The following is a 25,881-nucleotide window of genomic DNA, read 5'->3' as shown; positions in this document are numbered from 1 at the left end:
AATACCAAATAAGTACTCGATAATCCGTGAGCTTCAAAGTACTGGTATCTGATCCTCTTGCAGCAGAGGGTATTGCTATATTAAAGGATTTTTGCGAAGTCGATGAGAAAGCTGATCTCTCTGAAGACGAACTCGTTAAAATCATCGGTGAATATGACGCGTTGATCGTTCGCTCGGGGACCCAGGTTACTGCCAGGATCATCGAAGCGGCTGATAAAATGAAGTACATCGGCCGTGCCGGTGTTGGAGTCGACAATATCGACTGCGAAGCAGCGACCAAAAAAGGCATCATTGTTTCCAATGCGCCGGAGGGAAACACTCTCGCAGCGACCGAACACACGATCGCGATGATGATGGCAATGGCGAGAAATATCCCGCAGGCAAGCGCGTCCCTGAAAAAGGGCGAGTGGAAACGCTCCAAATTCATGGGCAACGAAATGAACGGCAAGGTCCTCGGCGTTGTCGGATTCGGACGTATCGGCCGTGAAGTTGCAAAGCGTGCCCAGGCCCTTCAGATGACGGTCATCGCCTACGACCCGTTCATTCCGGCAGAAGTCGGAGCGGCAATGGGCGTCGAAATGATGAGCGTTGCCGAGCTCTTCACGAAAGCGGATGTCATCACGGTCCACACCCCCCTTATTCCGTCAACGACCCATCTCGTGAACAAGGAATCCATCGCGACGATGAAGACCGGCGTTCGGATGATCAACTGTGCCCGCGGCGGAATCATCGATGAGAAAGATCTCTACGATGCGATCGTCTCCGGGAAAGTTGCCGGAGCCGCTCTTGATGTATTCGAGACCGAGCCGCCGACGGAGTCCCCTCTTCTGAAACTTGACTCGGTGATCGTTACTCCGCACCTTGGAGCAAGCACGGTCGAAGCCCAGAAGAATGTGGCTATCTCCGTTGCCCACCAGTGCATTGATGTTCTGAAAGGCGGCTCTGCGAAGAGTGCGGTGAATGCACCGTTAGTAACGCCGGAAGTCAAGTCGAAGATCGATCCGTATGCGCTTCTCGCCGAGAAGATGGGAAGCCTTGCTGCCCAGATCGCCGACGGTGCGATCACGGAAGTGGAGTTTGCCTATCTCGGTGAGATCGCCGACCTTAAGCAGAATCTGAAGTATGTGACCCGGCTTGGAATCAAAGGTATGCTTGAGCAGGTTCTTCATGAGCCGGCCAACATCGTCAATGCCGAGATCATCGCCCAGGGACGCGGTATTACGATCTTCGAGAAGACCTCGAGCGAAGCAGGCGATTACAAGTCTCTGGTGACGCTCACGTTCAAGACGGAAAAGGGCAGCGAGTCGATCTCCGGTATCGTAACCCGTGCAGGCCCCCGCATCCTTTCGATCGGCAAATACGCGACCGATCTTGTCCCAAGCGGATACGTTATCCTTGCTGATCATGTGAACCGTCCGGGCGTTGTCGGTCCGGTCGGCATGATCCTCGGCAAGCATAATGTGAATATTTCCAGCATGCAGGTCGGCGGCAGAAATGTCGGTTCCGAGTCTCTGATGATCCTCGCAGTTGACGATATCGTCTCGCCCGAAGTTATGCAGGAAGTCGCGTCAAGTGACGGGATTACTGCAGCAAAGTTCGTACGGCTGTAAATGCAGGGGATATCCCCTTCATTTTCCGGAACAAGTTAAAAAAATTTATATGTGTCCGGTGACAATCTAGTAAGGCACACAGGTGCTTAATCCTGGACTCGTGGTCTAGTTGGCTATGACGTCGCCTTGACATGGCGGAGGTCCTGAGTTCGAATCTCAGCGGGTCCACTGTTTTTTTGTTTTTAAAAATACGTAATACTTACATTCTTTCTTCTTTATCATCAAAAAATGGATTTATAGTTTTCCACACTCAGTCATCAGTGCCAAAAACTGATTTGCAGTTAAATTATTCAAATCAAAAATTGGCAAAAGTATTTTGTTCCTGCTGATGGTCGTGATGGAATGTATCTGCTGCCCCTGTACTCAGGCAACTAATATTTCCCCTGACGAGATCGGTTTTCCCTCTGAATCGTAGATTGTATACATCAGATGTTTACCTTTGGATACAAGGAAATTCTCTATTTTAATCGTAGTTCCGTTATTTTCACCAAGTATTTTGAACCTGTCTCCAAGAGAAATGATCCTACTGTTTGTATAAGACTCGAAAGAATCACCTTTAAGGATAATGTATTTGTCCGATTCCTCACGAATACCAAGTTTGATACTAATCATGTCAAGAGAAAATGAGTCTCCCGAAATAAGTTCCAAAATAACATTCCCGTCATCGATATCGGTTGCCACAACATTTGCCGTAATGGGCTTTTCCGTAGTTTCGACTGAATTATTCATGATGATAGCAACACTGCTGACCAACAGAATCGTAACGGTGAGCATTAACAGCACTCCCACAACTTCTGAGACCCCATTCTCTTTTTTGAAATTCATGTTTCCTCCAAAAGGATAGTTGACTGATAAATGATTGTAGAAGACGGCAGATGATAGATTTTGATCTCAACCGGGGTGGATACATTTGCAGCTAATTTTAACTCATCAGCTGATATTCCTAAAATATCTGAAGTTTTCGTGATATTTTCCGTCGTGAGTATCTCTCCGGCAGTCCATGCCGTCTCGTCTGTAAGTTCAGTAAGCATAAATGAACCACCATAATCATCTTTATCTGGATTTTTCACCAAAAATGAAATTTTTATATCGGCAGGTGTCAATCCATTCCCGCTTTTCTGTTCAAACAGCAGTCTGAGATTGTCTCCCGAGCCGTATGACGATACTGAGAGATCTACCGAAGGTGTTGGTTCTGAAACTGACCCGATCCCTCCTGCAAATGCTGCAAGAACGCCGGCTGCGATAATTGTCATCGAAAGTAAAAGCATTATCCCGACAACAGGGGAAACTCCATCATTTTTCATTCTGCACTCACCGTTATATTCAGCCATCTGACGCTCAGATTCATATTACTCGAACTCGGTACTTCGGGATATCTGAAAACCGAAGTGCTGTTTGTGTCGAAAATTTCGATACATTCTCCTGCTGCAAGCTGTATGTCTGCAATCGGCGTAATTGACGCATTCATCAGAATGTTTGCATTCCCGCTGCCGGTCATACTGTTTTTCTCAGTAATGCTCATCTTTGGTATCGTTACCGTGGCATTGTTGTTTCCGTCGGTTGCTATGGTGATGTATTTCCCGGAAATCCTATCTCCTATAATGCTTTCTTCTCTGGAGATTCCTTCTTCTATTGTTAGTATCGTCTGGGATGCCGGTGTTCTTTTGGTATCTTTGGTGATCCATACAACACCGTTTTCATAAGCATATCCCTGTTTTTCCCAGGAAGTAAATGACGGAGCGTATGTGAGATTCACCTGTGTTATTGTATAATCGGGTTTTCCCGGAATTATGAGCGTTCCGATTACGTAATTTTCTGCCTCAACGGTTCCACTCGATTTTACCGGCGAGAGAAGAATATTCCCTCCTCCAAGTGCAAATGTCTCGGTAAACTGCGCTGGTTTTCCAAGACTGTACATATTATCTACATCCGATGCAAATCTGTCAAAGACGAGTTTTACATCCTCGCTGTGGATAATTTCAGATTGTTGTTTTAGTCCGGGAACGTAGGTTGTCGTATACACCGCTATGCAGGTTGAAAGAATTGCCAGAATCAGCATCATAGCAATTACCGTTGAAACCGCTTCTTCCTGTGTTTTTTTCATGAAATCACCAACCCGTCTTTTGCATAAATGACATTTTCTGCCGTTGTCAGCCGTAAACTGTAGCTTTCGGACGGAACTGTCGAGAGGTCGACTGCATAACACCCACCCAGATCAAAAACTGAAGACTCATTTCCAAAACAGTCGGTGAGGGAAATCTTCTCAAGAACAATTTTCTCTCCGCCGTTGGTCGGGGTTAAAACTGCGGTAAGGTCTTTTCCTTCAACCCAGTCCCCTCCTTTGTGCCAGAAATAAAGTGTGTCGGCTGATGTATTCATCGAAACATCAACAACCGTCTCGCGTTCGCCCGGCAACAGATTAAATGCTGACACAGCAAACAGGGACACCAGTATGAGTATCAGCGCCAGAATCAGCATCTCTCCGGCGACCGATGTGATTCCCTCATCTTTTTCAGTTAATTCCATGGATTTCACCTAGATAATATATACAAATGTTATGATCGTTGCAATAAGCATGATAATCGAATGTTTGAGTCCGCAGAGAACACTGTTTGACGACATCTGTCCTGCCATGATTCCTGAGAAAAATGCCAGAATGATTCCGATGTTAAACATGTCAGTTTTGTTTGACGTCAGGTCGAAGGTTATGTCAAAAGACGTGAAACTTGAGATAAATGCAACGTTCATCTGATATGCCGAGTAGAGATAAATTCCAAATGAGAGGTAAATGACCGCAAGATAGACAAACGAGACATTCAGACGCTTGCTTTTCATCTTTACATAATGTTCCAGATCAGAGATGGCGATCGTTAAGATCTCCCTGACGTAATCTGTAACCTCACTTGCTTTCACTAATAACGAAATTGCTCTTTTTACCGAAACAAGACCGATACGTTCTTCCATCCTGACTAAAGCGTTTGAAAGATGCGCCCCGTATGATAACTCCTTTGTTACGATTTTGATTTCCGATGAAAGAACGCCGGTTTTATTTCCGGAGATCATTGATATGGCTCCCTGCAGTGTCATGCCGATATCACGCATATCGGCAATCTCCCGCAAGAATTCCGGAAGCTGTTTTTCCACTTTGGTTACATAGCGTCTTCTGATCTCATACGCCATCATCAGCGGAAGGGAAGCTGCGATAATGATGATGCAAACGAGAACTTCCATTGTCATTGACGGAAATATTTTTGCAAAGGTTCCGGTAATCCAGGATACGCCGACCAGTGATGCAAGCAGCACACCGATGATCCCGGGGATTGTATAATCCGAGATGAAAAATTTAATTGGGTGCCTTAGGATATTGAGATATTTTATGATATTTTTTCTTGCGTTGATCTGTTTGATGAACTCGGCATCCGGCTCAGTATTAGTCCCTGATTCTAGAAGGTCTGGTCCATATTCACTGTCTCTGATTTCCCTGCTGGCAATTCCAAGGTTGTCCGGCGGCAGGAGAATATACAGGATCACAATCAGTATTACTGCGCCAAGCGGCAGGAAAACCATCATGATCGGCATAATATTTCCCATGGTATTCTGACCCGAAAGGTTCTGGGCAACAAGCATAATCATAATGGCAATCGGGCCTGCGACAAATGCCGTAACATAGACCTCTGCAATCATTTCCAAAAACTGTAAGAGAGCATCCAGCTGCTGTCTGGCAATTTCACGGTAGGACTCTGATTTGGAGTTGAAGAAGTTCCTCATATTCCCGCCGCTCCGGTAGACAAGGGCAAGATCATTCAATAATTCACGGAAATTTTCCGACGGCGTTATTTTGATGGTGTTTTCTATTGCCGTCAGCAGATCTTCGCCGAAAAGCTCTACATCTCTTACAATGAGTCCGCATTCCCGTGAAACTTCTCCGTAAAGGTCAGCCGCTTCATACACGCTTCGAAAAATCTCATACAGGGTGATTGTCGAGGACAAGGCCTGCATGTAGGTTATTGCAAAGGGAAGATCCTGTTCGATTTTATTTTTCCTGCCCTGTGCCTCCAGAACCGGGTAATAATAAAAGCAGATGAAGACGCCGATTGGAATAAGTATACAGCTGATGATAATCAGTATCCATACCGGCAAAAAGGAGATGACGGGAATTGTAATGCCCATAACCGTTATGAGGACCCCAATTAGCGCAGTCATAATGCCGGTAAATACGGTTACCAGTATCGTAAGCATCATGTACTGGTCTACAGGAACGGTAATGTGTGCCGAACGCAGGGCATTTTCCAGTTTTGTGTTGAAAAGGATTTTATCGAGTATATCGGGATTCTGTCTCATGTTCAACTCTCAGGATTGCTTTCGTTCGCGCAGAATCGTCTCAATTATTGCTTTTTCCACTGCATCCGGGTTGGTTTTTCCCGAAGCCGCCATCTCATCGAGAGCTTGTATTTTGCTGTTGATTCTCTCCTGCATCTGTTCATCGGTCCAGCCGTTCTGATAGGCAATGCTGTCGAAAACTGCGGAACGGGTATAAACTTTATCAAACCGGTCCGTTGTGTGGTTCCACTGAAACAGGGGTGTCCATGCAATTGTATCATCATTGACCATGATCTCGTTTAAGGATAAACAGCGCCTGAACCCTTTTCCTTCTCCGTAGAGCAGACTTTGAATGACGACAAGATTAAGTGCGCCAAACATTGCCGCGGGCACATTAATTGGATCATTTACGAGCCGGTTAATCGCCTCTTTGACGTTTCCGGCATGCAGGGTTGAGTAGGTTGTATGTCCGGTGTTCATTGCCTGAAATAATGTCTGGGCTTCTTCGCCCCTGACCTCTCCGACAATGATGTACTCAGGTCTTTGTCTAAGTGCAGCTTTTAACAGGGAGAACATACTGACGTTTCCAACACCGGAAATATTTGCGGCACTCTCACGCGTTTTCATCGGGAGCCAGTTGACATGGGGCAGCTGAATTTCCCGGGTATCTTCGATTGAGACGATTTTGGCAACCGCCGGAATAAAAAACGACGCTGCATTCATCGTCGAGGTTTTACCACTGGCCGTTCCGCCGGCAATAATCATACTTTTTCTGTTTTCTACAGCGAGCCAGAGGTGTGCCATGAGTTCACTGCTGTAGGTATTCGAGACGACGAGATCCGCCGGGGTCATTGGTTCGGCTTTGAATTTTCTGACGGTAAAGGAACTTCCTTTGGACGAAATGATGTCAGAGTAGGTCAACTGGACACGCGAACCTTCCGGCAGCGCTGCATCAATGATCGGCGATGTTAAGGACAGCTGTTTGTCTCCTCTCTGAGCAAGTTTCAAAACGTATTTGTTCAGTTCGGTCGAGTCAAAAAGAATGTCGGTTTCAACGTTGGCAAATCTTCTGTGATAGAGGAAGATAGGAATGTCTGCACCATTACAGGTGATATCTTCGATTTTTTCATCATGCATAAGGGGGTCGAGTTTGCCGTATCCCAGAAAGTTTCTGTTGAGATAATAAATGAGCGTGTCGCGCCTTTCCGGCGTTATGTCCGGGTCAAAGTTGGTTATGACTTCCCTAAGAAGGTACGGGTCAAGTTCAAGCTCACCGCGTTTTCGCACCGTGTCGTAGACAAGCATGCTCCTGAGATGTTCGAACGTTTCCTCTAAGACAACGAGTTCTTTTTCATTGAGTTTCGGCTCTACCATCTGGTAATGGACATTGTCGTATTCATCACGGTAAATGTTGGCATATGCATACGGCGGGGTGAGCCAGTATCTGTCGAGGATTTCAAATTCAGTTTCAAACGGCGGCAGGTGGAGAACCTGCGGCGGCTCTTCAAAGACGGTCTTTTGTTCAGGTTTTCCAGACAGAAGAGATTTGATGCTGAAGGTGGTTTCTTTCGCTTCGGCAGATTTTTTGTGGTTTTTTGTCTTCTTCAAACGTGCAGATGGTTTTTTTCCCTCTTTCTTTATGTTCATGGGGGCTTGGTTTTTTTCTGCTGAACTCGTCATATTTTCCGAGAAGATCTCTTTGATAACTGCGGACTCATCATCTTTCGTCACAGAAAGTACGGTAGTTGTTTCATCCGTTTTTTTGAATGAGGGAAGACGCATCAGATTCCTCCCGCATATGCCGTATTTTCGTTTTTGCCTGAGAATTCGATTACAACCGAGGCATATACATTTCGGGAAAATATGCCTATCGCATAATGTCCCGGCGGATACATTCTGCTTGTATCATATGTATCGGCATTTGCGTGTCCCTGCCATCCGGTAATTTCAACTAATGAAATACTGCCGTCATCGCCGATTTTATAGACTGCGATGTTCAGATCGGCATACGGCGTCATATAGTCCATATCCGTATCAAGAACGTTCTGATCATATATTCCGTCGATAGTGTAGGTTATTCTCCAGGGTGTTTCGATTACCTGCTCTGCTGTCCCTGCCGGGGTATACAACGTTCCCGGAGTTCCTTTTACTGTCAGGAAATGTTCATAGAGTTTCCATTTGTCGTAGAGGACATCCCATGAGATGCCTGACGGATACCACGTGCTTTCCAGATATTTCTGTGCATTTTTCTGCTGTTCGATCCCCAGGTAATAGTCGGCATTCATTTCCGAGACATAGATCGGCGAGTAAACCGGATGGCCTGCCGCCCAGAATTTTCCCCCGGTAAGAGTTGAGTCTGTTGTTGGAAATTCTGTTGACAGGTCCAGATCAAGGAGTAATCCGAGGTCAAGTTGGTCTTTATGTGAAGAGTCGCATGAGTTCATGCTCCAGAGTATGTCGGTCTGAATAACGACCGGTGTCTGTGAATTATACGCAGAGACCGGTGTCCCTTTCGAGGCGGTATCTGCAATCCAAACTGTTTTTACCGGCACGGTCCACGAAGCATTTTCTATCGTGTAGGTAATTTTTTCGTTGGCGCCGATGTTTTTTGGGAAGTCAGGCGTGAATTCTGCCGAGAAGGAATTGGATGACGGAACATAGAGTGCATATCCAAGTGATCCGGACAGATTATCTATATTCCAGGTTCCATTCCCTGCATACCATCCTTCGGTATCTTTGCCGGATGGATTTACTGCGTTAGTAACTCCGTATAGTGGATATGTGGACGTTTTTTCAGCGCTGACACTGACTGTCTGTTTAGGATACGTCGTGTTTACTCCGTAGATCATTCCGTTTTCCGGGTCTGTTCCAATCAGTCCAAGGGCTGTTGCATCCGGAATTATTGTGAGGCGGTCATATTTCAGCGGGTAATACAAAAGTGCCGATGCGTATCCCATCTCTTCTAAAAGAGCCGATGCCAGAATAGACAGATCTTCGGAATCACCTGTTTCATCTGCAAGGGTAACTGCCGGTGCCCGGGGATACTTCGATGAATGTCCTGTTTCGCTGTCCGTCTGGTAAGAGAGAGACTTAACAAATGAAAGCACGAGATTTATCGTTTCTTCGCTGTCATATGCGTTATTCACTGCAATATTGGAAAACTGCCGTGCTGTATCGGCAATACAACCCCCGTCTCCTGAGATGATGATATAGTTGCTCAAATCATTCGGGATATCTGTCCCTCCGAAGTCGGTGTTGTACATGTTGTATGCATCTTTGGTTACCAGCACTGTTACGATGTTTTCATTACCGTTGTACTCCCATTCAAAGGTTTTCATTCCCCAGGGTCCGGTCTGTTCCGTTATGTTTTCCGGATTATCTGCGTGTTGTTCCGGTGTAAATTGGGAAAATCCTCCGTTTCCAAAAAATATGATGGCGGCAACCGTTATTAATATAACAATTCCCATTCCAATGATCAGATTCTGGAATGTTTTTTTGCTAAGCTGTATGGATGCCATTCACTTCCTCCTGAGATAGGGGATAAGTCCCGCAAAAATTGCCGGGACAACGTAAATAAAGCCGGATGATTTCGTCTGGGTAGGGATAGGTGTTGAAACCGGCAGATTTGTCTGCACCGGTTCCGGTGTCTGCTGGGTGGTTAGGGCTGGATCGTATGTTTCACCGGTAACCGTTGAGTCAACTTCCGATTCTCCTCCAACGGTAAACGTCATGGCGGTTGTAACGCCGGTGTCGATGTTGGTGACTTTTGCTTCATAGGTTCCCGGGAACCAGGTTGACGTATCAATTTCACCAAACGAGAAGGGACGAGACATATACTTTGCATAGGGTGATACAGATGACGGTTTTACCCGTTCAGTTGGAACCATCATTGCTATGTTGTTGTCCGGATTTTCAAAATCAAGTCTCTGGATCTTCAGACTGAAGGTGTCATCGGTGTAGTAATTCGTGGTTCCTTGAATTGTTATGGTGGTCCCAATGGGGGTGTTTCCCAATTGGGTTATTTCGATCCTTGGTTTTTCAATAGTAAATTCCGTGATAACATACAGATCATCAGATTTGGCATCAGAGATCGCATTTGTTAAGGTATATGCAGCATTATCAGACTGCTGTGTTCCAAGATTGGCACTGCTGCCCCAGGCTGTGTTAATTACACTGAAAGATCCTCCGGTTATATCCGGCGTTACGTCAAATACAGCGTTTGGACCGGGATGCTGGAGGATAAGATAGTATGTTCCCGGACCGAGATCATAGGAAAACGACCGGTTGTATTCAAAACTCGTTGTTCCCTGAGGGGCAAAAAGTCCGAACATTGAGGTGTCTTCGATAAGCAGATACTTTGATTTCATATCCGCATATCTGAAGTTTGATCCAATGATGTACCAGCGGACGTCACCATACATACCTCCCTTTGTTCCCGGACTCCCTCTCGCAGAAATATTATAGCGGACATGATCGCCCTGGGCAAAGTAGCCGCTGTTGGTCTCGTCGGATTTTGCGTGAATGCTCTGGTCACTTATCACATAATCGTGGGAAATATCACTGCTGTATCCCTTCCCCTTCGGTGTGCTGCTTTCTATGTATCCGTAGGGTTGGAGATTGGCATGTATCGTGTAGGTTCCTGGTTCGAATCCGCTGGTGATCCACCCTCCCTCCCATAAATTAAGCACTATATTGTAGGTGAATATGGTGAATGTTGACGGGTCTCCGTCAACGACGGGTGTTCCAGTCAGGCTCGCACCATTTTCAGGAAGGTTTGGTCCGGTTATATAGAAATAAATATCAACATTGGATAGTGCACCTTTTACCGTGCCGGAAAGTTTGATGTAATCGCCTTCTGCAAAGAGACCAGATACGGCATCACTTGGCGGAGCATCAAATATCAGCGAAATGGTGGTTGCAGCAACAGTAATTGATGCACTTTTTACTGTACCCGATCCCGAGGCAGTTATCGGATAATTGCCGGCCGATGCATTGGCAGGTACCGTTATTGGAAGGGACATAGTCCCGTTCCATCCCGGTGTCGCGGTAATTGTATGAGCATCAATGATGACTACACCCTCTGCAGGATTGAAATAAGGTGCGTCGCTTCTGGTTTCAGAAAGAACAACAGAATATGCAGTAAAGGGGATGCCGGTCAATACAGCCGTGCCGGTGTTGCCTGCAGCAATATTTGCTCCGGTAAGACTGAACGTACTTTGTACTGCAGTAAAGGAGTATTGAATGTGTGTTTTTTGTGTTGAAAGACCGTTCAACTCTATGTTAAATGAGATCGTGACCGGTGTTGAGTCGCCGGCAGGGATCAGGGATTGGTCAACCAGTTTAAATGCATAATTCGCATTGGTTTTATCGGTCGGATCGGGTACATTCCTGAGTGACTGAGTGCTGCCCCCGATATTTGTAATCTCCTGCGTCTGAACCCCCGTCTGGGTATTTGTGATAGTGAATCCATTCCAGTTTCCATTTAGTTGGTCCGGGTGGAGATTACTTCCGGAAATATAAAAGACAACTTGAGCAGCTTTTGAGATCGAGTTCGGATTCGAGTCGGTAACGGTAGTTGCATAAGGCGTTACCGCAATTTTCCCAAGATTAAGTTCCGCGATAGTGCATACTGTATATCCGAGTCTGCCAGCGGAATTATTCCATGCCCCATATGTTCCCGGAGCCTGTGTTTGTCCAACTGAAGCGATCTGATTTATGAGGGCAATCTGATCTCCGTCAGTTACATGCTGAAGGTAGTCAACAGTATAACCTCCGCTTGAAAATGCTGAAAAATCCAGATTATTCTCTCCTCGATACACCGTATCACTTAGATTTATGCCTGCATTTTCGCCCGATGCAGTTGCATATCTTGCCGATACCGTTCCGGTAAACAGGCAAAATATGATTACTGCAAGGAGTATAATTGAAATAATATTTTTCGTATTCACTGACATTTACCTCCTGCCTCCGATGTAAAGATGCATATGACCTGCATCAAAACACACAAAGCAAATTAATTTAAGTTTGCACCATTTATTGTGAATTTTATTTTATTAAGTATTTGCACGTTAGGTGTGCTTTGCATATCTGAAATCGCATATGATATACATATTAAATCATCATATCTGGTTTAAATCCTGATTTGCAATTTATTTATATTGTTTTTCATCTAATATGTGTCTGCAAAAAATTATTTTATTTATACTCAATTAATATGATTTAATTGGGTGGGGAAAATCGTATGAAAAAAACAAAGATGTTGAAAAAACACAGATCCGATCGGGATTCTGCAGTATCTCCGGTAGTCGGAGTTATGCTGATGCTGGTTGTAACAATTATTGTTGCAGCCCTCGTCGCAGCATTTGCCGGGGGTATTGGAACAACAACGGAAGCTGCACCTACAGCCTCACTTGATGTTTCTCTCTTCATAGGACCAGGGTCTGCCATGATTGAAAACATTGCCGGGGATACTCTGCCGACGAAAGATTTGCTGATCACTGTATCGTATGACGTTCCGGTAAAGTTTGCCAATAAGAATTTGGATCACGGCGGGGAAACCATCATCCACACGATTGACGGCGGACTCGAACCAGTAGCTGAAAACGATCTTGATACAACTCTGGCAGGCTATCCGTTTGTGTATCAGATTACGAACAACAATGCGACCGTCAGTAAACGAACGGTAAACAATCAGCTCTTTGGTCAGGCTGATTTGGTTTCAGGAAGTTCCATTGCTTTTGATTTGAATTATTTCACTGGTTTCGATACTAAGAAAGCATTAACCTATGGAATTGATACTGGAACGACATTCCATGTAACGATCGTTCACATTCCAACCAGCACCGTCATTTATGACAAGGATGTGAGAATCCAATGAAGTCTAAAAACAAGGAATCTGGGGTCTCCCCGGTTGTCGGCGTTATGCTGATGCTGGTTGTAACGATTATTATTGCAGCAGTTGTGGGAATGGTTGCAGCCAACTATGTAGGAAGTACGGAGGCATCGCCGATGACAAGGATCAACTACCTTGGTTCTGTTCAGGGAAATGATTTTGAAAACGGCTTTTTAGGCGAAGTCGGTCTTCTTTTTGAAAATATCGGTGGTGAAAACATTGTTCTGACAAATCTGGAGCTCACTCTGCAGGAAAATACCCGTGGTGTTGTGAATGAAACGACAATTACGTTTAATGACGCCCCCTCAACCGCGATTTCCGGCATCCTGACACCCGGAGAAGCCCGTCTGTCTATTACACCATCAGCCAAAAAGGTTGACTACCGGATGAAAAAGGTAGGCGTCACCATGAAATACGGGACGTATCTTGCTTATCAGACCATTGAGCCGGGAGAACGTTTCATCATTTATACCGACCGGATTATCCAGAGTGACACATCAAAGTATAGTCAGCTCTACATGGCCGCAACGAGAGACGGCACATACTCGGAAGGATTTTTCGAGATTGGTCCGGGAACGGTTTACACACTTAAAGATACATCAACGGGCAATGTAATTGCATCGGGTGATCTGTCCGGAAAGGTGTATGATTATATCTGAAACAGGAGTGTTGAACAATGAACATTATGAAAAAAACACATAATTCACAAAAAAACAGCGCAGTATCCCCCGTTATCGGTGTTATGCTGATGCTGGTTGTAACCATCGTTATTGCTGCATTTGTGGCAACATTTGCCGGGGGTCTGTTTTCAACATCTGAAGCAGCGCCGGTTGCATCGATCGACGTAAAAATTCTCTACAACTCCGGATATACCGGAAATGATTGTGTCATGTATATCGAAAATTTAGGTGGAGATTCCATCCCCACATCAGATCTGCGGATCTTGACCTATTATACATCCAAGACCGGTTCAGCGGCTGGAACTATCAAGGGTGATCGTACAGCAATGAATACCAGATCAATTACCGTTACCAATTCAACTGGGGTAACTGGTCAGAAAATCGTTGTACCGATTCTCTTAAATGCGGCATATGGTGACGCTGCAACTGATAACACTGCCATAAACTTCGGCAACTACAACTTTGCACCCGGGACGATAATGAGTACCTACAGCAACGAAGGAACTGCCTATATTCTTATGGGTCAGACAAGTTCAGCGAATCAGCTGAAATACCTTAACAAATATGATGGTGATACCATCAATGACGGCTATACTGACTTCAGCATCGGATCAAACGTGCATGTTGAAATCATCCACACTCCTTCGAACAGTGTTTTGTACAGCAAGGATGTGATCGTAGCATGAAATTCATGAAACATGATTCTGCAGTTTCCCCTGTTGTCGGTGTTATGCTGATGCTGGTTGTAACGATCATCGTTGCAGCCGTAGTTGCCGCATTTGTCGGCGGCATTACGAGCGATGAACAGATCGCGCCAAGCGTCAATTTTGATGTGTCCTATGTAGCAGGTATTTCTGATACCGATACAACGAACAGCGTGCCTGATTATTCTTCATCGGCATCAAAAAACAACGGTTTTGTCTTCAAACTTCTTGGGGGTGACTCTGTTCAGCTTGATAAGATAAAAATCATGTTGACAAGTGACGGGTCTTCGATCACATTTGATCCGAGTATCTATCGTGATGAAACGAGTCCTGTCGTAAATGAGGCAGCTATTGAAGTAATGCCTGGTACAAATAATACGAAGCAGACCTACTTTGCGGTTGCCAATAATCTGGACACCACAATTTCGGTTGGTGAGTCATTTATTCTTCTTGCTGACGGATATTACGACAACACAAAAGATGCATCTGCAGTTAAAATAGGCAAATTCCTTCTCTGGACCCCGTCAACGGGCGGCAGATTTGTCGTTCAGGAACATGTTCCGGTAACCTATACGATATTCGACACAATTACCGGCAAGCAGATCCAGAAAGGAACAATCACCATTAACTGAATGGAGGTGAAGAGAATGCGAACAGATAATGAAAAAAACGATGGGGTTTCCCCTGTTGTCGGTGTTATGCTGATGCTGGTTGTAACAATCATTGTTGCAGCATTGGTCGCAGCATTTGCCGGGGGTCTTGGCTCTGCAGCTACCCCTGCCCCTTCCGCAGGCTTTGACTTCACCATTCATGCCGGCGGCCAAACGAGTTCCTATCCGGGAGTTGTATGTGAAATCCCGGTTGCTACTGGAGAATTCACCTCAAATCAGTTGGAAATTATTACGACTTATGTTGTTCCAGACACCTACAACGGGGTTCCCCTCACGAATGCAGGAAAGACTATCACCCATACTATCACTGGACAGGTCGAGGATTACGGCGTTGATTTAAACGGTGGAACTGCCAGGATCGATTGGGCTTTATCACCACTTTATTCTGCATCTGATGATCCCTTTGTTCCAAAAACACAGGTTTATAATGAGCCAATTGTCGCAACCACCGGAAATGGTTTAACATGGGGCTATGGCATGAATGATTTACTCTACTTTGGCGGTAATGCACCCATCGCAAGCGGTACAATTTGGTGGTTTAAGGAGATCGACCGATTCCTTGGTTTCCCAACTACCGAAAGGACAACCTACGGATTTACCGAAGGGTCATTAGTTCACATAACGGTGATTCATGTTCCCACGGGGACCGTACTCAGTGACCAGGATGTGAGAGCATTATGGTAATTTCAATGAGATCTTCTGGTAAAAAAGATGCAGGTGTATCGCCGGTTGTCGGAGTTATGCTTATGCTTGTTGTGACGATCATTATTGCAGGCATTGTCAGTCTGACTGCTGCCGGTTTTATGGATTCAACCGGTACACAGACAGACGAGCCCCAAATCGAGTTTGTCGGTCTTTATACTGCAGGATACACCGCAGCAACGGTTAGTAACATTGACAAGCAGACATATCAGACAGAAGCAGCGGGTCTTTTGTTTAAGGTAGTCGGCGATAAGCCGGTTGATTTGATGAAAATGCACCTCTATCTTGCAAGCGGCAAGAGTTCCGGCGGCGGGGGGTCTGTTGACCTTGGCTATGATGATCCTGTTTCAACCGCCTATCTTCCCGGAGGCAGTACGTGGAATTCAAGACGTCAGATAATTCTCCCTCCGGAATACATGCGAGGCTACCGTATCGTATTGTTTGGCCTGAGTGAAGATGACCCGAATATTCATAACACGATCGCAGATCCGGGAGATATGTTCGTTGTTTCATGCGAGTATGTCAACCCCTCAAGTCCAAGCCTTGCAATCGGTCTGAGAAAAGATGATGCAGACGGTAACACCGTCGTTAGCGCAGGAATTGGCGCAAACGGCGATGCAATTCTGACACTGAGCAATGCCGAGACCGGGTACGTGTATGTGAGACATACGCTGATCGAATCGGATATGATCGCAACGGTTTAATTCTGATTTGCTCCCAAAACAGATTAACAGGGTGAAGAATGTCCATTCTTCACCAATATTTTTCATCCACAAAAAACTCCACATCCCCTTCACTTATGTGCGGATCTTCCATTCAGGGATGCATGGATGTATTTTACTTTCTGTACGTGTTTCCGGCCGGTATTTTTTTCTTATCAGTAATGGTTGGAACCCTGAACTGTACAGATGGGAGACCTCGGCAAAGTATCTGTGATACCTGACCTCTACATTACTTTGATCGGAACATAAACTGCGCGCACATTATGATAATGCATTGCCCCCTGGTAAATATAATCTATTTAATATTTCTCATATGGTAATCTGAAAATCGTATCTGTTTTCATAAATATTGCCGATACTTCAGTTTTTATGTTTGGTGTATTCATGTGTCTGGTGAAGAGCCATGAGCAATATATATATACAATTAAACAGATATTTTTTATTTAACTAAATATAATTGGATGAGCACTGCGCGATTATGGATACAAATACGGTGAATGTTCCCTCCCCGAGAAATTCAAAAGAATCCGGACTTAATATGATAATGTTTCATTTAAGAAACAGCAAGTTCGGGCTTTCAATATCCGACATTGCAAAAAAAACAGGATTGAACAGAAATACGATATCACGATATTTAACGATACTTGCAACACTGGGTCAGGTCGAGATACGCACCGTTGGTCCTTCACATGTGTATCAGTTGTCCGAACGTCTTCCAATCTCGCCACAGTTTCTGGCAGTACAACCCGAACCCACTATCGTTGTCAATAACGAAGGCATTATTCTTGCATTAAATTCATACATGCGGGAAAGTCTGGGAAATACCCTTGGGATTGATACAGAAAACCTTGTCGGAAAAAATTATAAGGAACTTAACAGTGAGCTATTTAACATAATAACTGCTCTGCCTGAGTATGTGAATGCGCTGAACGGAAAAATGCCTACGGTTGGTGCATGGACATATCTCGAAACTTCAGCTGCCCGTTGCCGGCTCTGGATACTGCCTATCATTTTTTTTGATGGGATTCCCGGAATCATGATTCAGGCGGAGACATGGATATGTCCTGAGGGAAGGAAATAACATGCAATCGTGACAGGATATCTTTCGTCAGATGGCATATTAGCGTAATATCCCTCCAAAAACCCGGAAAAATTATTTTGCCGGTTTCTTCACATGCGTTTTCAGTTTCTCCCAGATCTCCGTATGTCTCAGCGAAACCGAGCCTGGGTAAGCTTTGGCCATACGCCGGCTCTGGTAATGGAATCTGGAAAGAAGCTGATTCTCATCCAGCCCTTCCACGATTTTTTCGTGGAGGGTATCACGGATCTTCGCGGCTTCAACAAGGCCCGTGCCTACCTTGGCGTTGATGATCTCCTCTGCTGCACGAAGACGTTCATTCAGTTTCAGGAGAGAGAATACGGAAACGCAGATATCCAGTAATAATATCAGTAAAACTATTCCGGCCGCGATGTTTATTACTTTGTCCGGAATTTGGGTTGCTGCATGCGTGGTCAGCGGTTCGATGATCATGATAAAGAGAACGGAAAGAAGACCAAAGAACAGAGAACATTTCAAACATATCCTTCCCTTGAAGTTGAATCTGTTTTTGGAATAGTCCCACAATTTCAGATGGAACCATGTTTCCAGTATGGTTGCAACCGTAAATTCAAGAATCGTTGCAAGGAGCATTCCCCCAAGGAAGACGAGGAGGATATTGATGATGGTGAAGTTGAATGCCGGGACGGGAGGGGCAAGAGGCCCCAGTACACTTACGGCAATCATGATCAGGACGGCGCCAAAACCATAGATCGGGATGATCGGGCCGTTTAAAAATCCGCGGTTGATGAAATGTTTTGCTTTCACCGAGCAGTATGTCGTTTCCCATATCCATCCAAGAAAACTGTAAAATACGAACCCGAGAAAGTAGGCGGCAGGTATCATGATGTATTTTAGGTCAAATAAGGTAAAAAAAGATACGGAAGTCGAGCTGATTCTGCTTGGGCCGATCATCGACTCGTTGTAGAGACGCAGACCAAGTTTTTCTCCTCGGGCCTCTAATACTAGAGGAACAAGAATCATTGTGCAGCCATATAACGCCAACCCAATTTGTGACAATATAATCATGATGAATACCCCCATTCAGGATAACGAAACTGTCCTGCAGCAGATCCTCTCCTCATGCGAGGCTTCCCGTCTGCTTGAAACAAAGCAGTTTATGCAGCACGGTGACACGAACGTTTATGAGCACTGCATCGCTGTGGCGCGGGTCAGTTGTCTGCTTGCGGATAAGATGGGCTTATCGGTTGATCGGGAATCCCTTATCCGGGGTGCCCTGCTTCACGATTATTTCTTTTATGACTGGCATGTTCCGGATCCCGGGCACCGCCTGCATGGATTCACCCATCCCAAGCGTGCTTTGCAGAATGCGATGGATGATTTTGCCTTGACCACGGTCGAACAGGATATGATTCTTCGCCATATGTTTCCTTTGACGCCGACTCCTCCAAGGTTCCGGGAGGGCTGGCTCCTGTGTCTTGCGGATAAATTCTGTTCGACTTTGGAAACAGCACGGTTTACCCAAAATTCGTTTGTAAGAGGATTTTATGCGAGCGAGGGTGAGATGCAGTGATCCAGGTCAAGGATTTACTGTACCAAACAAATCCTTCCTATTCCTCAACGATTTTCTGAATAAGTCTCGTAACGCTTGGCTTTTTCTGCCTCTTCACTCGTGAAACTCTGCTCACCGGCGCTGCATTCATCTCCTCGTTCAGCCGTGTTGTGATCTCATCGAAGATCCTCTTGTATGCAGTACAGTGGGGATCGACCCCCTCGAGAGACCCTCCGGTCGGTGCTATTGCATTATATGGACATCCCCCTCTGCAGTACGTGATATGGGCGCAATCTTTACATGCCGTGTCCACAAATTCCTTGAACGCCAGCATCCGTTTTCCTGCGTGGCTCTCCATCAGGCTCTCGATTGACGGAGCATTCCTGACATGGCCCATTACCCATTCCGGCATCCCGATAAACCGGTAACAGGGATAAATTTCCCCGTCCGGTCCAACGGCATACGTGGTTCCCATACAATCCGCATAGGTGCAAACGCTCCCTGCCCGGGTAAACACGCACCTGCAGAGATCATTGATGTTCATGATCTCAAGATCGTCTGCATGTTCGATCGCCTCGTCCAGAAGAAAGACCAGCAACTCGCCGTACTCCTCCGGGGCAAGGGTCCATGCATTCGGATTCTCTCCTTTCAGGGACGGCAGAGCCGGATGAAGTTTCATCACCCAGCCCTGTTCTTTGAAAAAGTTCACGATCGCTTCTTTCTGCTTAACGGAAGAGTTGGTGAACGTACAGATGAACCTGACCAGAAGTCCGTGGTCCACGGCGATCTTGTAGCCGGCGAGGCAGCGTTCAAAGTATTCATCGCCCCGCTGATAATTCGTCAGCTCCTGCGGTCCGTCGATGGAAGATCCGATTGGGACCTGGTATTCTGCAAAGATTTCGGCGAGCTCGTCATCCATCAGCCAGAGATTGGTCTGAATGGCAAACTCGGGCGAGAGATGCGGGAGTCCTTCTGTGATCTTCTTGAACGCCTGCCGGTAAAACTCGGCTCCGGCAAGCAGGGGTTCTCCGCCGTGAAAGGTAAATGTGACCCGCTGGTCTTCGAGCGGTTTGAGCCACGTGACAATATCATCTATCGTGTCAAGCGTCATCCTCGGTGAAGTTTCGTCCGAACTCCAGCAGTATTTGCAGCGCCCGGGGCAGCCGAGTGTCGGAATGATCATGACATGGAACGGATTCTTCATTGGTGTCACTACGTTTGTCATGATACATGTTTATTATTTTTGTCTGCGCACAACTAGATACATGACAGCACAGAAAGTACTTCTTTCCACCAATCACGGGGATATCGTCCTCGAACTCCGTGAGGATATGCCGGTGACCGCCGGCAATTTTGCAAAGCTTGTTGCGGACGGATTCTATGACGGCGTCATCTTTCACCGAATCATTGACGGATTCATGATTCAGGGCGGCGACCCGACCGGTACCGGCCGCGGAGGACCGGGCTACAAGATCCCCGATGAGTTCATGGCCGACAACAAAAACAACAAAGGCACGATCTCTATGGCAAATGCCGGACCAAATACCGGCGGCAGTCAGTTTTTCATCAACCTTGCAAACAACAACTACCTCGACAAAGCCCACCCGGCGTTCGGGAAAGTCATTGAGGGTATGGAGGTCGTTGAAAAACTCGGCAAGGTCAAGACGAACTACTCTGACAAACCCTTAGAAGATGTTGTGATCGTAAAAGCAACTCTTCTCTAATCTTTTTTTATTGGACTTACGCGGTGTTAGTCTCGATTCAATTCAGGAGGGGTATCACTGGGTGTGGAGACAATAAATTATTTAACCGCGAATCTCCGCGAATTAACGCGAATCGCATTTTTCTTGCGCCGTCGTGCTCTGCCCCGGCTGATCGCCTACGCAGGAATCGCACGCCGGCTGGAAAAATGCTAAGTAAAAACCGGCGTGCCGGTTTTTCTCCCCGTTAACTTCTCTTTTTGTGTAATAGAAAAAATAGTGAAACAACAGAAAACCCGCGACGCGGGTTTTCCAGCATTTTTCGTTCCGCCGTCCCGGCTACGCGAAACCGATCAGGTGTAGCGTAGGGACGCGACCGAAGGTCAAGAGGGCGGAACAAGAAAAATGCGATTCGCGATTATTCGCGGTGGGATTACTCATGTATCCACACTTATTCTATACATGAAATCAAAGTAAAGATCATCATTACGTCAGTTTTTTTTTATTTGAGATCACACCGCGTTAGTCCATTAAAAAAGGTGCGTGATCAAACACACTTCAGTTTGATCAGATCCTCTTCGACCGAGGAGCTTGCCTGGATCCCGAATGTTTTCACCAGGACATCCAATACATCCGGCGAAACAAAGTTGGGAAGTGTCGGCCCGAGCATGATGTCTTTAATGTCTAAGTGCAGCAGTGCCAGTAAAACCAAAACTGCTTTTTGTTCGTACCAGGCGATGTTGTAGGAGATCGGCAGATCATTGACTCCGCATTTACATGCTTCTGCCAAGGTGAGCGCGATCACGACAAGACTGTAGGAATCATTACACTGTCCGGCATCCAGAATGCGGGGGATTCCTTCGATGTCGCCAAGGTCCAGGAAATTGTATCGGTATTTGGCGCATCCTGCGGTGAGGATGATCGTATCTTTTGGCAGAGCTTTGGCGAACTCGGTATAATATTCGCGTTTCTTGTCACGTCCGTCGCAGCCCGCCATCACGATGAATCTTTTGATTTTTCCGGCATTCACGAGTTCAAGGACTTTCGGTGCAAGGGAAACGACTGCATCATGGGCGCATCCCGTTAAAAGCGCGGGAGTGTGCAGATCTTCGGGAGCCCGGCAGGTTTTTGCGAGGCTGATGAGGGCGCTAAAGTCTTTGGTTCCGTCGGGATTCTCCTCAATGTGGGGGCATCCCGGAAATCCGACCGCTCCGGTGGTGAACACAAACTTTTCATAGGAAGCTGCCGGCGGGACGAGACAGTTTGTCGTAAAGAGGACGGGTCCGTTGAATTTGGGGAGTTCCGTCCGCTGATTTGCCCAGGATGATCCATAATTGCCTTTCAGGTGGGGATACTTCTTCAGTCCCGGATATGCATGCGCAGGCAGCATTTCTCCGTGCGTGTAGATGTCGATCCCGGTATTTTCCGTGGCTTTGAGGAGGAGCTCCAGATCTTTTAAGTCATGACCGGTCACGAGGATCCCCGGATTCGTCCCGACCTTGCTCGACACGCTGGTGATCTCCGGGATGCCGTAGGTCTGGTTTGCGGAATCCAGCAGAGCGAGGGTTTTCACACCGATCTCTCCACATTCCAGAACAAGGCCGATCCTTTCCTGGATATCCAGGTCCTTGAATCGGGAAGCGAGTGCTTTTCTGATGAACGGCAGAACCTTCTCGTCGGTTTTTCCAAGAACGACCACATGGGAATAGTATGCAGCGAGCCCTTTGATGCCGAAAAGCAGGAGGGAGTAAAGGGATCGGGTATTGATGTCCTCGATTTTGTCAAGACCCGTAAGCCCGGAGGTTACGATCTCCTCTTCGGATTTTGGCGTCCATGCACACTCTTCCGGCTCTCCCGGGACTGTTGGGAGCGCATCTTTGTGAGATGTGATACACGTAAGGTATCCGAGAAACCGGTTTTTATCAAACCCGACATTGGTCAGCGTTGAAAACAGGGCTTCAAGAACGCAGGGTTCCAGATTTTTGTCCGCCGATTCCAGCCGATAAGCAAGTCCGGACAGGGTAAAGAGTACAGCGTCCTGATATGCTGCGATCACGGCGTTTTTTCCACAGACTCCGCCTGATGTGCAGGCGGGAGATTTTGCTTCCTGACATTGTTGACAGTACATCTTTTTTCACCTTAGTATCTTTTTAATATTACATATATTATGTATACAAAGTAATATACGCATGAGTTTCCAAAACAATACTATGGATGAATGCTGCACCGTAAACCTGACCGTCCGGTATCTGACGAAAAAATGGACTCTGCTGATTATTCTGGAGTTGTATAAAGGGGATAATTATACGCGGAGATTCTCGGAACTGAAAGCGAGCCTCCCGGACATAACGCCGAAGATACTCTCGGAACGTCTGCAGGAACTGGAAGCGGAGAACATCGTTTCAAAAAAAATCGATGCATCAATCGTTCCGGTAAAGTCAGAATACACGCTTACCGAAAGCGGCGTTGAACTGATCGGGGTCATTCGGGATATTAAATACTGGGCACTGAAATGGAAGATCGACAACATTCCGTGCGGCAGTCAGGAGTGCAAACTCTGTAAACTCTAAGAGGATCCCTTTCTCTTTTCCTTCGAAAAATTGCATCTAAAATCAGGATTATATACTTTGTAATTCGAAGTAAGCACTATGAATGCAAAAATCTCTTCCCGTACGGTATATCTGATGATTGGCTTTGCCGTACTCTCTCTTCTTGCCGGATTTTTGGGCACAATCGTTACGATCACCGGTCCTGATTCCTGGTTCGCTCTTGAACTGATCAAACCGGCCTGGCAGCCGCCGAACTTTCTGTTTGCTCCGGTGTGGACCACGCTCTATATCCTGATGGGTAGCGCCGCCGGTCTGGTTTTCGCACAGGGCTGGGAGAAAAAAGAGGTTAAGATCGCTACCGTCGTATTTTTGATCCAGCTCGCCCTCAATGTCCTGTGGTCGTATATGTTCTTCGGCTGGCACCTGCTTTTAGGATCGACGATCGAGATCATTGTGCTTTGGATAATGATCTGCGTAACGATGTATCTTTTCTACAAAGTCAAGCCAGCTGCCGCCTATCTGCTGATCCCGTATATCCTTTGGGTGACTTTTGCAACAGTGCTGACCGCCACCATCTGGATGATCAACTAGACGGCAAAAAACTCTCTAATTTTTTCAAAAACGAAGGGCCAAGGCCGGGGGTCGAACCCGGGTCTAAGGATCCACAATCCTAAAGGATGTCCAGCTACCCTACCTTAGCCTGAAATCATGTTTTTGCCGATATGGCCCAAACACTCTATTAGATATGGTGTTTTGAGATATTAACATATCTTTTCTCTGTCACGGAATTTTTCTTAGTCCCCTTTATATTAATAATCCTGCACTGCCAATAGATAATCACTATTTATCTCTGTATGGTCAGTCATCGGAGAATGGGGATTCAATATCATGGAAGAACACATCAGAACTCCCATCGTCTGCGTTTTGGGGCACGTAGATCATGGAAAAACATCGCTCCTCGACCGTATTCGCGGGTCGAAAGTTGTTGCAGGCGAAGCAGGGGCGATTACCCAGCATATCGGCGCTACTCTCATTCCGTTTGATTCTATTGCAAAAATGAGCGGCGATCTGGGCAGGCTCAAAACCTCTGTTCCGGGACTGCTGTTTATCGACACGCCCGGTCATCATGCATTTACCACGCTTCGGGCCAGGGGAGGTGCTCTTGCCGATATCGCGATTTTGGTTGTGGATGTGAATGAAGGGTTCAAACAGCAGACGATCGAAGCGCTTCAGATCCTCCGGACCTGTAAAACGCCGTTTGTTATCGCAGCAACCAAACTCGACAAGATTCCCGGCTGGCGTCCGACACCGAACGCTTCGTTTCAGAAAGCTTACAAAAATCAGAGTGAACGTGTCCAGACGGAGTGCGAAAACAGGGTATATGAACTTGTCGGCAAGCTTTCGGATATGGGTTTCAACTCCGAGCGGTTTGACCGGGTGAGTGATTTCCAGCGCAATCTGGTGATCGTTCCGGTGAGCAGCATGACCGGTGAAGGTATCGGCGATCTTTTGATGATCATGATCGGACTTGCCCAGCGGTATCTCACCGAAGGACTCAAGACGACCACATCGGGCCCGGGTGTTGGAACTGTCCTTGAGGTCAAGGAAGAGAAAGGTCTTGGAACGACACTCGACGTTATCCTTTATGATGGGATCATCAGTGTGGGCGACGAGATCGGTATTGCCGGCAGTGATGGGGCACTGTCGACCAAAGTCCGCGCTCTTCTCCAGCCCCGGCCCATGAAAGAGATCTTAATCGAAGATCAGTTTATGCGGGTCAAATCCGTCGTGGCGGCGGCCGGTGTGAAAATTTCCGCGCCGAATCTGGAATCGATCGTTGCCGGCTCGCCGATCCGCGTGATACGCGGTGATCACGACGAGGTTCTGGCAAAGATCAACGAGGAGATGCAGGAGATCAACATAAAACTCTCCGATGTAGGGGTAAGCGTCCGTGCCGACACGATCGGTGCACTGGAGGCCCTTTCCAATGAACTGGATGCGAAAAACATCCCGATTATGCGTGCGAGCGTAGGTCCCTTGTCCCGCCGTGATCTGATCGATATCAGCGTGATAAAGGAGGATCTGTTCAAAGTTGCTCTCTGTTTCAACGTTCCTCTCCTTCCCGATGCCGAAGCGATGGTCCGGGACGAGGAGGTGGATGTGAAGATCTTTTCCAATCGGGTCATCTACAAACTCCTTGATGATTATCTGGAATGGCGCGATGAAATGATTCGGGCCAAAGAAGCGAAACAGTTCGAGACGGTCGTTCTTCCGGCGAAGTTTTCCATCCTCCCCGGTTGTGTTTTCAGGATGAGCGGTCCGGCGGTCGTCGGCGTGCGCGTTTTAGGGGGTACGCTTCGTCCGAAGGTCAGCATCGCGACCCGCGACGGAAAAATCGTCGGCGAGATCAAACAGATCAAGCTCAACAAAGAGACCATTGGCGAGGCAAAAGAGGGCGCAGAGGTCGCCGTTTCGATAGATGGGGTCACGATCGGCAGACAGATCGATGTCGGCGAAACACTTTATGTGGCGATTCCTGAGCGGCATGTGAAGGTTTTGGAGACGGAAATGCTCTCTCATTTAAATGCTGGCACCGTCGAAGCACTCGAAGAGTACACCGGCATCTTCCGGAAAACACAGCCTTTCTGGGGCAAGTAGTATAAATGTGGAGATACTAAATATATGGGTACTTCGGCATCATAGATATCGAGGAGATGTGTAT

At 46.6% G+C, this 25,881-nt stretch carries 25 protein-coding genes and 2 tRNA genes; 15 read left to right on the top strand and 12 right to left on the bottom strand.

Annotated elements, in window-relative coordinates:
• Positions 1 to 26 precede the first annotated feature (26 nt).
• Entirely contained in the window at positions 27 to 1,610 is a 1,584-nt protein-coding gene (gene serA, locus MLAB_RS08175; protein WP_011833910.1) for a phosphoglycerate dehydrogenase, read from the top strand.
• A 94-nt stretch (positions 1,611 to 1,704) separates the two neighbouring features.
• Positions 1,705 to 1,778, top strand: a tRNA-Val gene (locus MLAB_RS08170).
• Positions 1,779 to 1,973: 195 nt separating this feature from the next.
• Here MLAB_RS08170 and MLAB_RS08165 read toward each other — a convergent pair.
• From MLAB_RS08165 to MLAB_RS08130, 8 genes are read right to left on the bottom strand one after another with little or no spacing between them, the layout of a single operon-like run.
• Positions 1,974 to 2,435: a type IV pilin gene (locus MLAB_RS08165; protein ID WP_011833909.1), complete on the bottom strand. Its 462-nt coding sequence runs from the start codon at positions 2,433 to 2,435 to the stop codon at positions 1,974 to 1,976.
• The gene (locus tag MLAB_RS08160; protein WP_011833908.1) at positions 2,432 to 2,914 is read right to left on the bottom strand and encodes a type IV pilin N-terminal domain-containing protein; all 483 of its coding nucleotides are present in this window, start codon (positions 2,912 to 2,914) and stop codon (positions 2,432 to 2,434) included. The genes MLAB_RS08165 and MLAB_RS08160 overlap by 4 nt, the downstream gene beginning before the upstream one ends.
• Complete coding sequence (locus tag MLAB_RS08155) at positions 2,911 to 3,714, bottom strand: hypothetical protein (RefSeq protein WP_011833907.1); 804 nt, start codon at positions 3,712 to 3,714, stop codon at positions 2,911 to 2,913. The genes MLAB_RS08160 and MLAB_RS08155 overlap by 4 nt, the downstream gene beginning before the upstream one ends.
• Entirely contained in the window at positions 3,711 to 4,136 is a 426-nt protein-coding gene (locus tag MLAB_RS08150; protein ID WP_011833906.1) for a type IV pilin N-terminal domain-containing protein, read from the bottom strand. The genes MLAB_RS08155 and MLAB_RS08150 overlap by 4 nt, the downstream gene beginning before the upstream one ends.
• 9 nt (positions 4,137 to 4,145) lie before the next feature.
• Positions 4,146 to 5,951: a type II secretion system F family protein gene (locus MLAB_RS08145; RefSeq protein WP_011833905.1), complete on the bottom strand. Its 1,806-nt coding sequence runs from the start codon at positions 5,949 to 5,951 to the stop codon at positions 4,146 to 4,148.
• 9 nt (positions 5,952 to 5,960) lie between these two features.
• Positions 5,961 to 7,712 (bottom strand): type II/IV secretion system ATPase subunit, encoded by a 1,752-nt coding sequence (locus tag MLAB_RS08140; protein WP_011833904.1) that lies wholly within the window; start codon positions 7,710 to 7,712, stop codon positions 5,961 to 5,963.
• Positions 7,712 to 9,448, bottom strand: coding sequence for a hypothetical protein (locus MLAB_RS08135; protein WP_011833903.1), 1,737 nt, complete (start codon positions 9,446 to 9,448; stop codon positions 7,712 to 7,714). Before MLAB_RS08135 ends, MLAB_RS08140 begins: the two co-directional genes overlap by 1 nt.
• The gene (locus tag MLAB_RS08130) at positions 9,449 to 11,884 is read right to left on the bottom strand and encodes a hypothetical protein (protein ID WP_011833902.1); all 2,436 of its coding nucleotides are present in this window, start codon (positions 11,882 to 11,884) and stop codon (positions 9,449 to 9,451) included.
• Positions 11,885 to 12,171: 287 nt separating this feature from the next.
• Between MLAB_RS08130 and MLAB_RS08125 the strand changes: the two genes are divergently transcribed.
• From MLAB_RS08125 to MLAB_RS08095, 7 genes are all read left to right on the top strand, one after another.
• The gene (locus MLAB_RS08125; protein ID WP_011833901.1) at positions 12,172 to 12,807 is read left to right on the top strand and encodes a type IV pilin; all 636 of its coding nucleotides are present in this window, start codon (positions 12,172 to 12,174) and stop codon (positions 12,805 to 12,807) included.
• Positions 12,804 to 13,481 (top strand): type IV pilin, encoded by a 678-nt coding sequence (locus MLAB_RS09895; RefSeq protein ID WP_011833900.1) that lies wholly within the window; start codon positions 12,804 to 12,806, stop codon positions 13,479 to 13,481. Before MLAB_RS08125 ends, MLAB_RS09895 begins: the two co-directional genes overlap by 4 nt.
• 26 nt (positions 13,482 to 13,507) lie before the next feature.
• Positions 13,508 to 14,188, top strand: a complete 681-nt coding sequence (locus MLAB_RS08115) for a type IV pilin N-terminal domain-containing protein (RefSeq protein ID WP_048062310.1) — start codon at positions 13,508 to 13,510, stop codon at positions 14,186 to 14,188.
• A 5-nt stretch (positions 14,189 to 14,193) separates the two neighbouring features.
• Positions 14,194 to 14,838 (top strand): type IV pilin, encoded by a 645-nt coding sequence (locus MLAB_RS08110; RefSeq protein WP_083755087.1) that lies wholly within the window; start codon positions 14,194 to 14,196, stop codon positions 14,836 to 14,838.
• Between the two features lie 15 nt (positions 14,839 to 14,853).
• Positions 14,854 to 15,561, top strand: a complete 708-nt coding sequence (locus MLAB_RS09890) for a type IV pilin (protein WP_011833897.1) — start codon at positions 14,854 to 14,856, stop codon at positions 15,559 to 15,561.
• Between the two features lie 5 nt (positions 15,562 to 15,566).
• The gene (locus tag MLAB_RS09995; protein ID WP_052289002.1) at positions 15,567 to 16,283 is read left to right on the top strand and encodes a type IV pilin; all 717 of its coding nucleotides are present in this window, start codon (positions 15,567 to 15,569) and stop codon (positions 16,281 to 16,283) included.
• Between the two features lie 496 nt (positions 16,284 to 16,779).
• Positions 16,780 to 17,382, top strand: coding sequence for a winged helix-turn-helix domain-containing protein (locus tag MLAB_RS08095; RefSeq protein WP_011833895.1), 603 nt, complete (start codon positions 16,780 to 16,782; stop codon positions 17,380 to 17,382).
• 72 nt (positions 17,383 to 17,454) lie between these two features.
• Here the strand turns inward: MLAB_RS08095 and MLAB_RS09460 are convergent, their stop codons facing one another.
• Entirely contained in the window at positions 17,455 to 18,381 is a 927-nt protein-coding gene (locus tag MLAB_RS09460) for a putative ABC transporter permease (protein ID WP_052289001.1), read from the bottom strand.
• A 43-nt stretch (positions 18,382 to 18,424) separates the two neighbouring features.
• Between MLAB_RS09460 and MLAB_RS08085 the strand changes: the two genes are divergently transcribed.
• Positions 18,425 to 18,931, top strand: coding sequence for an HDIG domain-containing metalloprotein (locus MLAB_RS08085; RefSeq protein ID WP_048062117.1), 507 nt, complete (start codon positions 18,425 to 18,427; stop codon positions 18,929 to 18,931).
• A gap of 37 nt (positions 18,932 to 18,968) precedes the next feature.
• Here the strand turns inward: MLAB_RS08085 and MLAB_RS08080 are convergent, their stop codons facing one another.
• A complete protein-coding gene (locus tag MLAB_RS08080) occupies positions 18,969 to 20,114 on the bottom strand; it encodes a TIGR04083 family peptide-modifying radical SAM enzyme (RefSeq protein ID WP_011833892.1) in 1,146 nt (381 codons plus the stop codon).
• 61 nt (positions 20,115 to 20,175) lie between these two features.
• Here MLAB_RS08080 and MLAB_RS08075 point away from each other — a divergent pair, with 61 nt between their 5' ends.
• A complete protein-coding gene (locus MLAB_RS08075; protein ID WP_011833891.1) occupies positions 20,176 to 20,634 on the top strand; it encodes a peptidylprolyl isomerase in 459 nt (152 codons plus the stop codon).
• Between the two features lie 63 nt (positions 20,635 to 20,697).
• The gene (locus tag MLAB_RS10010) at positions 20,698 to 20,826 is read left to right on the top strand and encodes a hypothetical protein (RefSeq protein ID WP_281034007.1); all 129 of its coding nucleotides are present in this window, start codon (positions 20,698 to 20,700) and stop codon (positions 20,824 to 20,826) included.
• A 331-nt stretch (positions 20,827 to 21,157) separates the two neighbouring features.
• Here MLAB_RS10010 and hcp read toward each other — a convergent pair whose 3' ends face one another.
• A complete protein-coding gene (gene hcp, locus MLAB_RS08070) occupies positions 21,158 to 22,738 on the bottom strand; it encodes a hydroxylamine reductase (RefSeq protein ID WP_011833890.1) in 1,581 nt (526 codons plus the stop codon).
• Between the two features lie 82 nt (positions 22,739 to 22,820).
• Between hcp and MLAB_RS08065 the strand changes: the two genes are divergently transcribed.
• Together MLAB_RS08065 and MLAB_RS08060 are read left to right on the top strand one after the other, a co-directional pair.
• Positions 22,821 to 23,180 carry a winged helix-turn-helix transcriptional regulator gene (locus MLAB_RS08065; protein WP_048062116.1) on the top strand — a complete coding sequence of 120 codons (360 nt, stop codon included), beginning with the start codon at positions 22,821 to 22,823 and terminating at the stop codon, positions 23,178 to 23,180.
• A gap of 78 nt (positions 23,181 to 23,258) precedes the next feature.
• Entirely contained in the window at positions 23,259 to 23,750 is a 492-nt protein-coding gene (locus MLAB_RS08060) for a TspO/MBR family protein (protein WP_011833888.1), read from the top strand.
• Between the two features lie 36 nt (positions 23,751 to 23,786).
• On the opposite strand, the gene MLAB_RS08055 is transcribed toward MLAB_RS08060, so the two are convergent.
• Positions 23,787 to 23,859 (bottom strand) — tRNA-His (locus tag MLAB_RS08055).
• A 188-nt stretch (positions 23,860 to 24,047) separates the two neighbouring features.
• Between MLAB_RS08055 and infB the strand changes: the two genes are divergently transcribed.
• A complete protein-coding gene (gene infB, locus MLAB_RS08050) occupies positions 24,048 to 25,817 on the top strand; it encodes a translation initiation factor IF-2 (protein WP_011833887.1) in 1,770 nt (589 codons plus the stop codon).
• The last annotated feature ends 64 nt before the right edge of the window (positions 25,818 to 25,881 follow it).

The organism is Methanocorpusculum labreanum Z, assembly GCF_000015765.1.
Classification (GTDB): Archaea; Halobacteriota; Methanomicrobia; order Methanomicrobiales; family Methanocorpusculaceae; genus Methanocorpusculum; species Methanocorpusculum labreanum.
The sequence above is the reverse complement of the archived record's forward strand: the minus strand, read 5'-3'. Positions and strand labels throughout refer to the sequence as shown.

Coding starts and splice junctions, on each gene's coding strand:
- MLAB_RS08165 (WP_011833909.1), bottom strand. CDS start 2,435: ATGAATTTCAAAAAAGAGAATGGGGTCTCAGAAGTTGTGGGAGTGCTG.
- MLAB_RS08160 (WP_011833908.1), bottom strand. CDS start 2,914: ATGAAAAATGATGGAGTTTCCCCTGTTGTCGGGATAATGCTTTTACTT.
- MLAB_RS08155 (WP_011833907.1), bottom strand. CDS start 3,714: ATGAAAAAAACACAGGAAGAAGCGGTTTCAACGGTAATTGCTATGATG.
- MLAB_RS08150 (WP_011833906.1), bottom strand. CDS start 4,136: ATGGAATTAACTGAAAAAGATGAGGGAATCACATCGGTCGCCGGAGAG.
- MLAB_RS08145 (WP_011833905.1), bottom strand. CDS start 5,951: ATGAGACAGAATCCCGATATACTCGATAAAATCCTTTTCAACACAAAA.
- MLAB_RS08140 (WP_011833904.1), bottom strand. CDS start 7,712: ATGCGTCTTCCCTCATTCAAAAAAACGGATGAAACAACTACCGTACTT.
- MLAB_RS08135 (WP_011833903.1), bottom strand. CDS start 9,448: ATGGCATCCATACAGCTTAGCAAAAAAACATTCCAGAATCTGATCATT.
- MLAB_RS08130 (WP_011833902.1), bottom strand. CDS start 11,884: ATGTCAGTGAATACGAAAAATATTATTTCAATTATACTCCTTGCAGTA.
- MLAB_RS08125 (WP_011833901.1), top strand. CDS start 12,172: ATGAAAAAAACAAAGATGTTGAAAAAACACAGATCCGATCGGGATTCT.
- MLAB_RS09895 (WP_011833900.1), top strand. CDS start 12,804: ATGAAGTCTAAAAACAAGGAATCTGGGGTCTCCCCGGTTGTCGGCGTT.
- MLAB_RS08115 (WP_048062310.1), top strand. CDS start 13,508: ATGAAAAAAACACATAATTCACAAAAAAACAGCGCAGTATCCCCCGTT.
- MLAB_RS08110 (WP_083755087.1), top strand. CDS start 14,194: ATGAAACATGATTCTGCAGTTTCCCCTGTTGTCGGTGTTATGCTGATG.
- MLAB_RS09890 (WP_011833897.1), top strand. CDS start 14,854: ATGCGAACAGATAATGAAAAAAACGATGGGGTTTCCCCTGTTGTCGGT.
- MLAB_RS09995 (WP_052289002.1), top strand. CDS start 15,567: ATGAGATCTTCTGGTAAAAAAGATGCAGGTGTATCGCCGGTTGTCGGA.
- MLAB_RS08095 (WP_011833895.1), top strand. CDS start 16,780: ATGGATACAAATACGGTGAATGTTCCCTCCCCGAGAAATTCAAAAGAA.
- MLAB_RS09460 (WP_052289001.1), bottom strand. CDS start 18,381: ATGATTCTTGTTCCTCTAGTATTAGAGGCCCGAGGAGAAAAACTTGGT.
- MLAB_RS08085 (WP_048062117.1), top strand. CDS start 18,425: ATGATGAATACCCCCATTCAGGATAACGAAACTGTCCTGCAGCAGATC.
- MLAB_RS08080 (WP_011833892.1), bottom strand. CDS start 20,114: ATGAAGAATCCGTTCCATGTCATGATCATTCCGACACTCGGCTGCCCC.
- MLAB_RS08075 (WP_011833891.1), top strand. CDS start 20,176: ATGACAGCACAGAAAGTACTTCTTTCCACCAATCACGGGGATATCGTC.
- hcp (WP_011833890.1), bottom strand. CDS start 22,738: ATGTACTGTCAACAATGTCAGGAAGCAAAATCTCCCGCCTGCACATCA.
- MLAB_RS08065 (WP_048062116.1), top strand. CDS start 22,821: ATGGATGAATGCTGCACCGTAAACCTGACCGTCCGGTATCTGACGAAA.
- MLAB_RS08060 (WP_011833888.1), top strand. CDS start 23,259: ATGAATGCAAAAATCTCTTCCCGTACGGTATATCTGATGATTGGCTTT.
- infB (WP_011833887.1), top strand. CDS start 24,048: ATGGAAGAACACATCAGAACTCCCATCGTCTGCGTTTTGGGGCACGTA.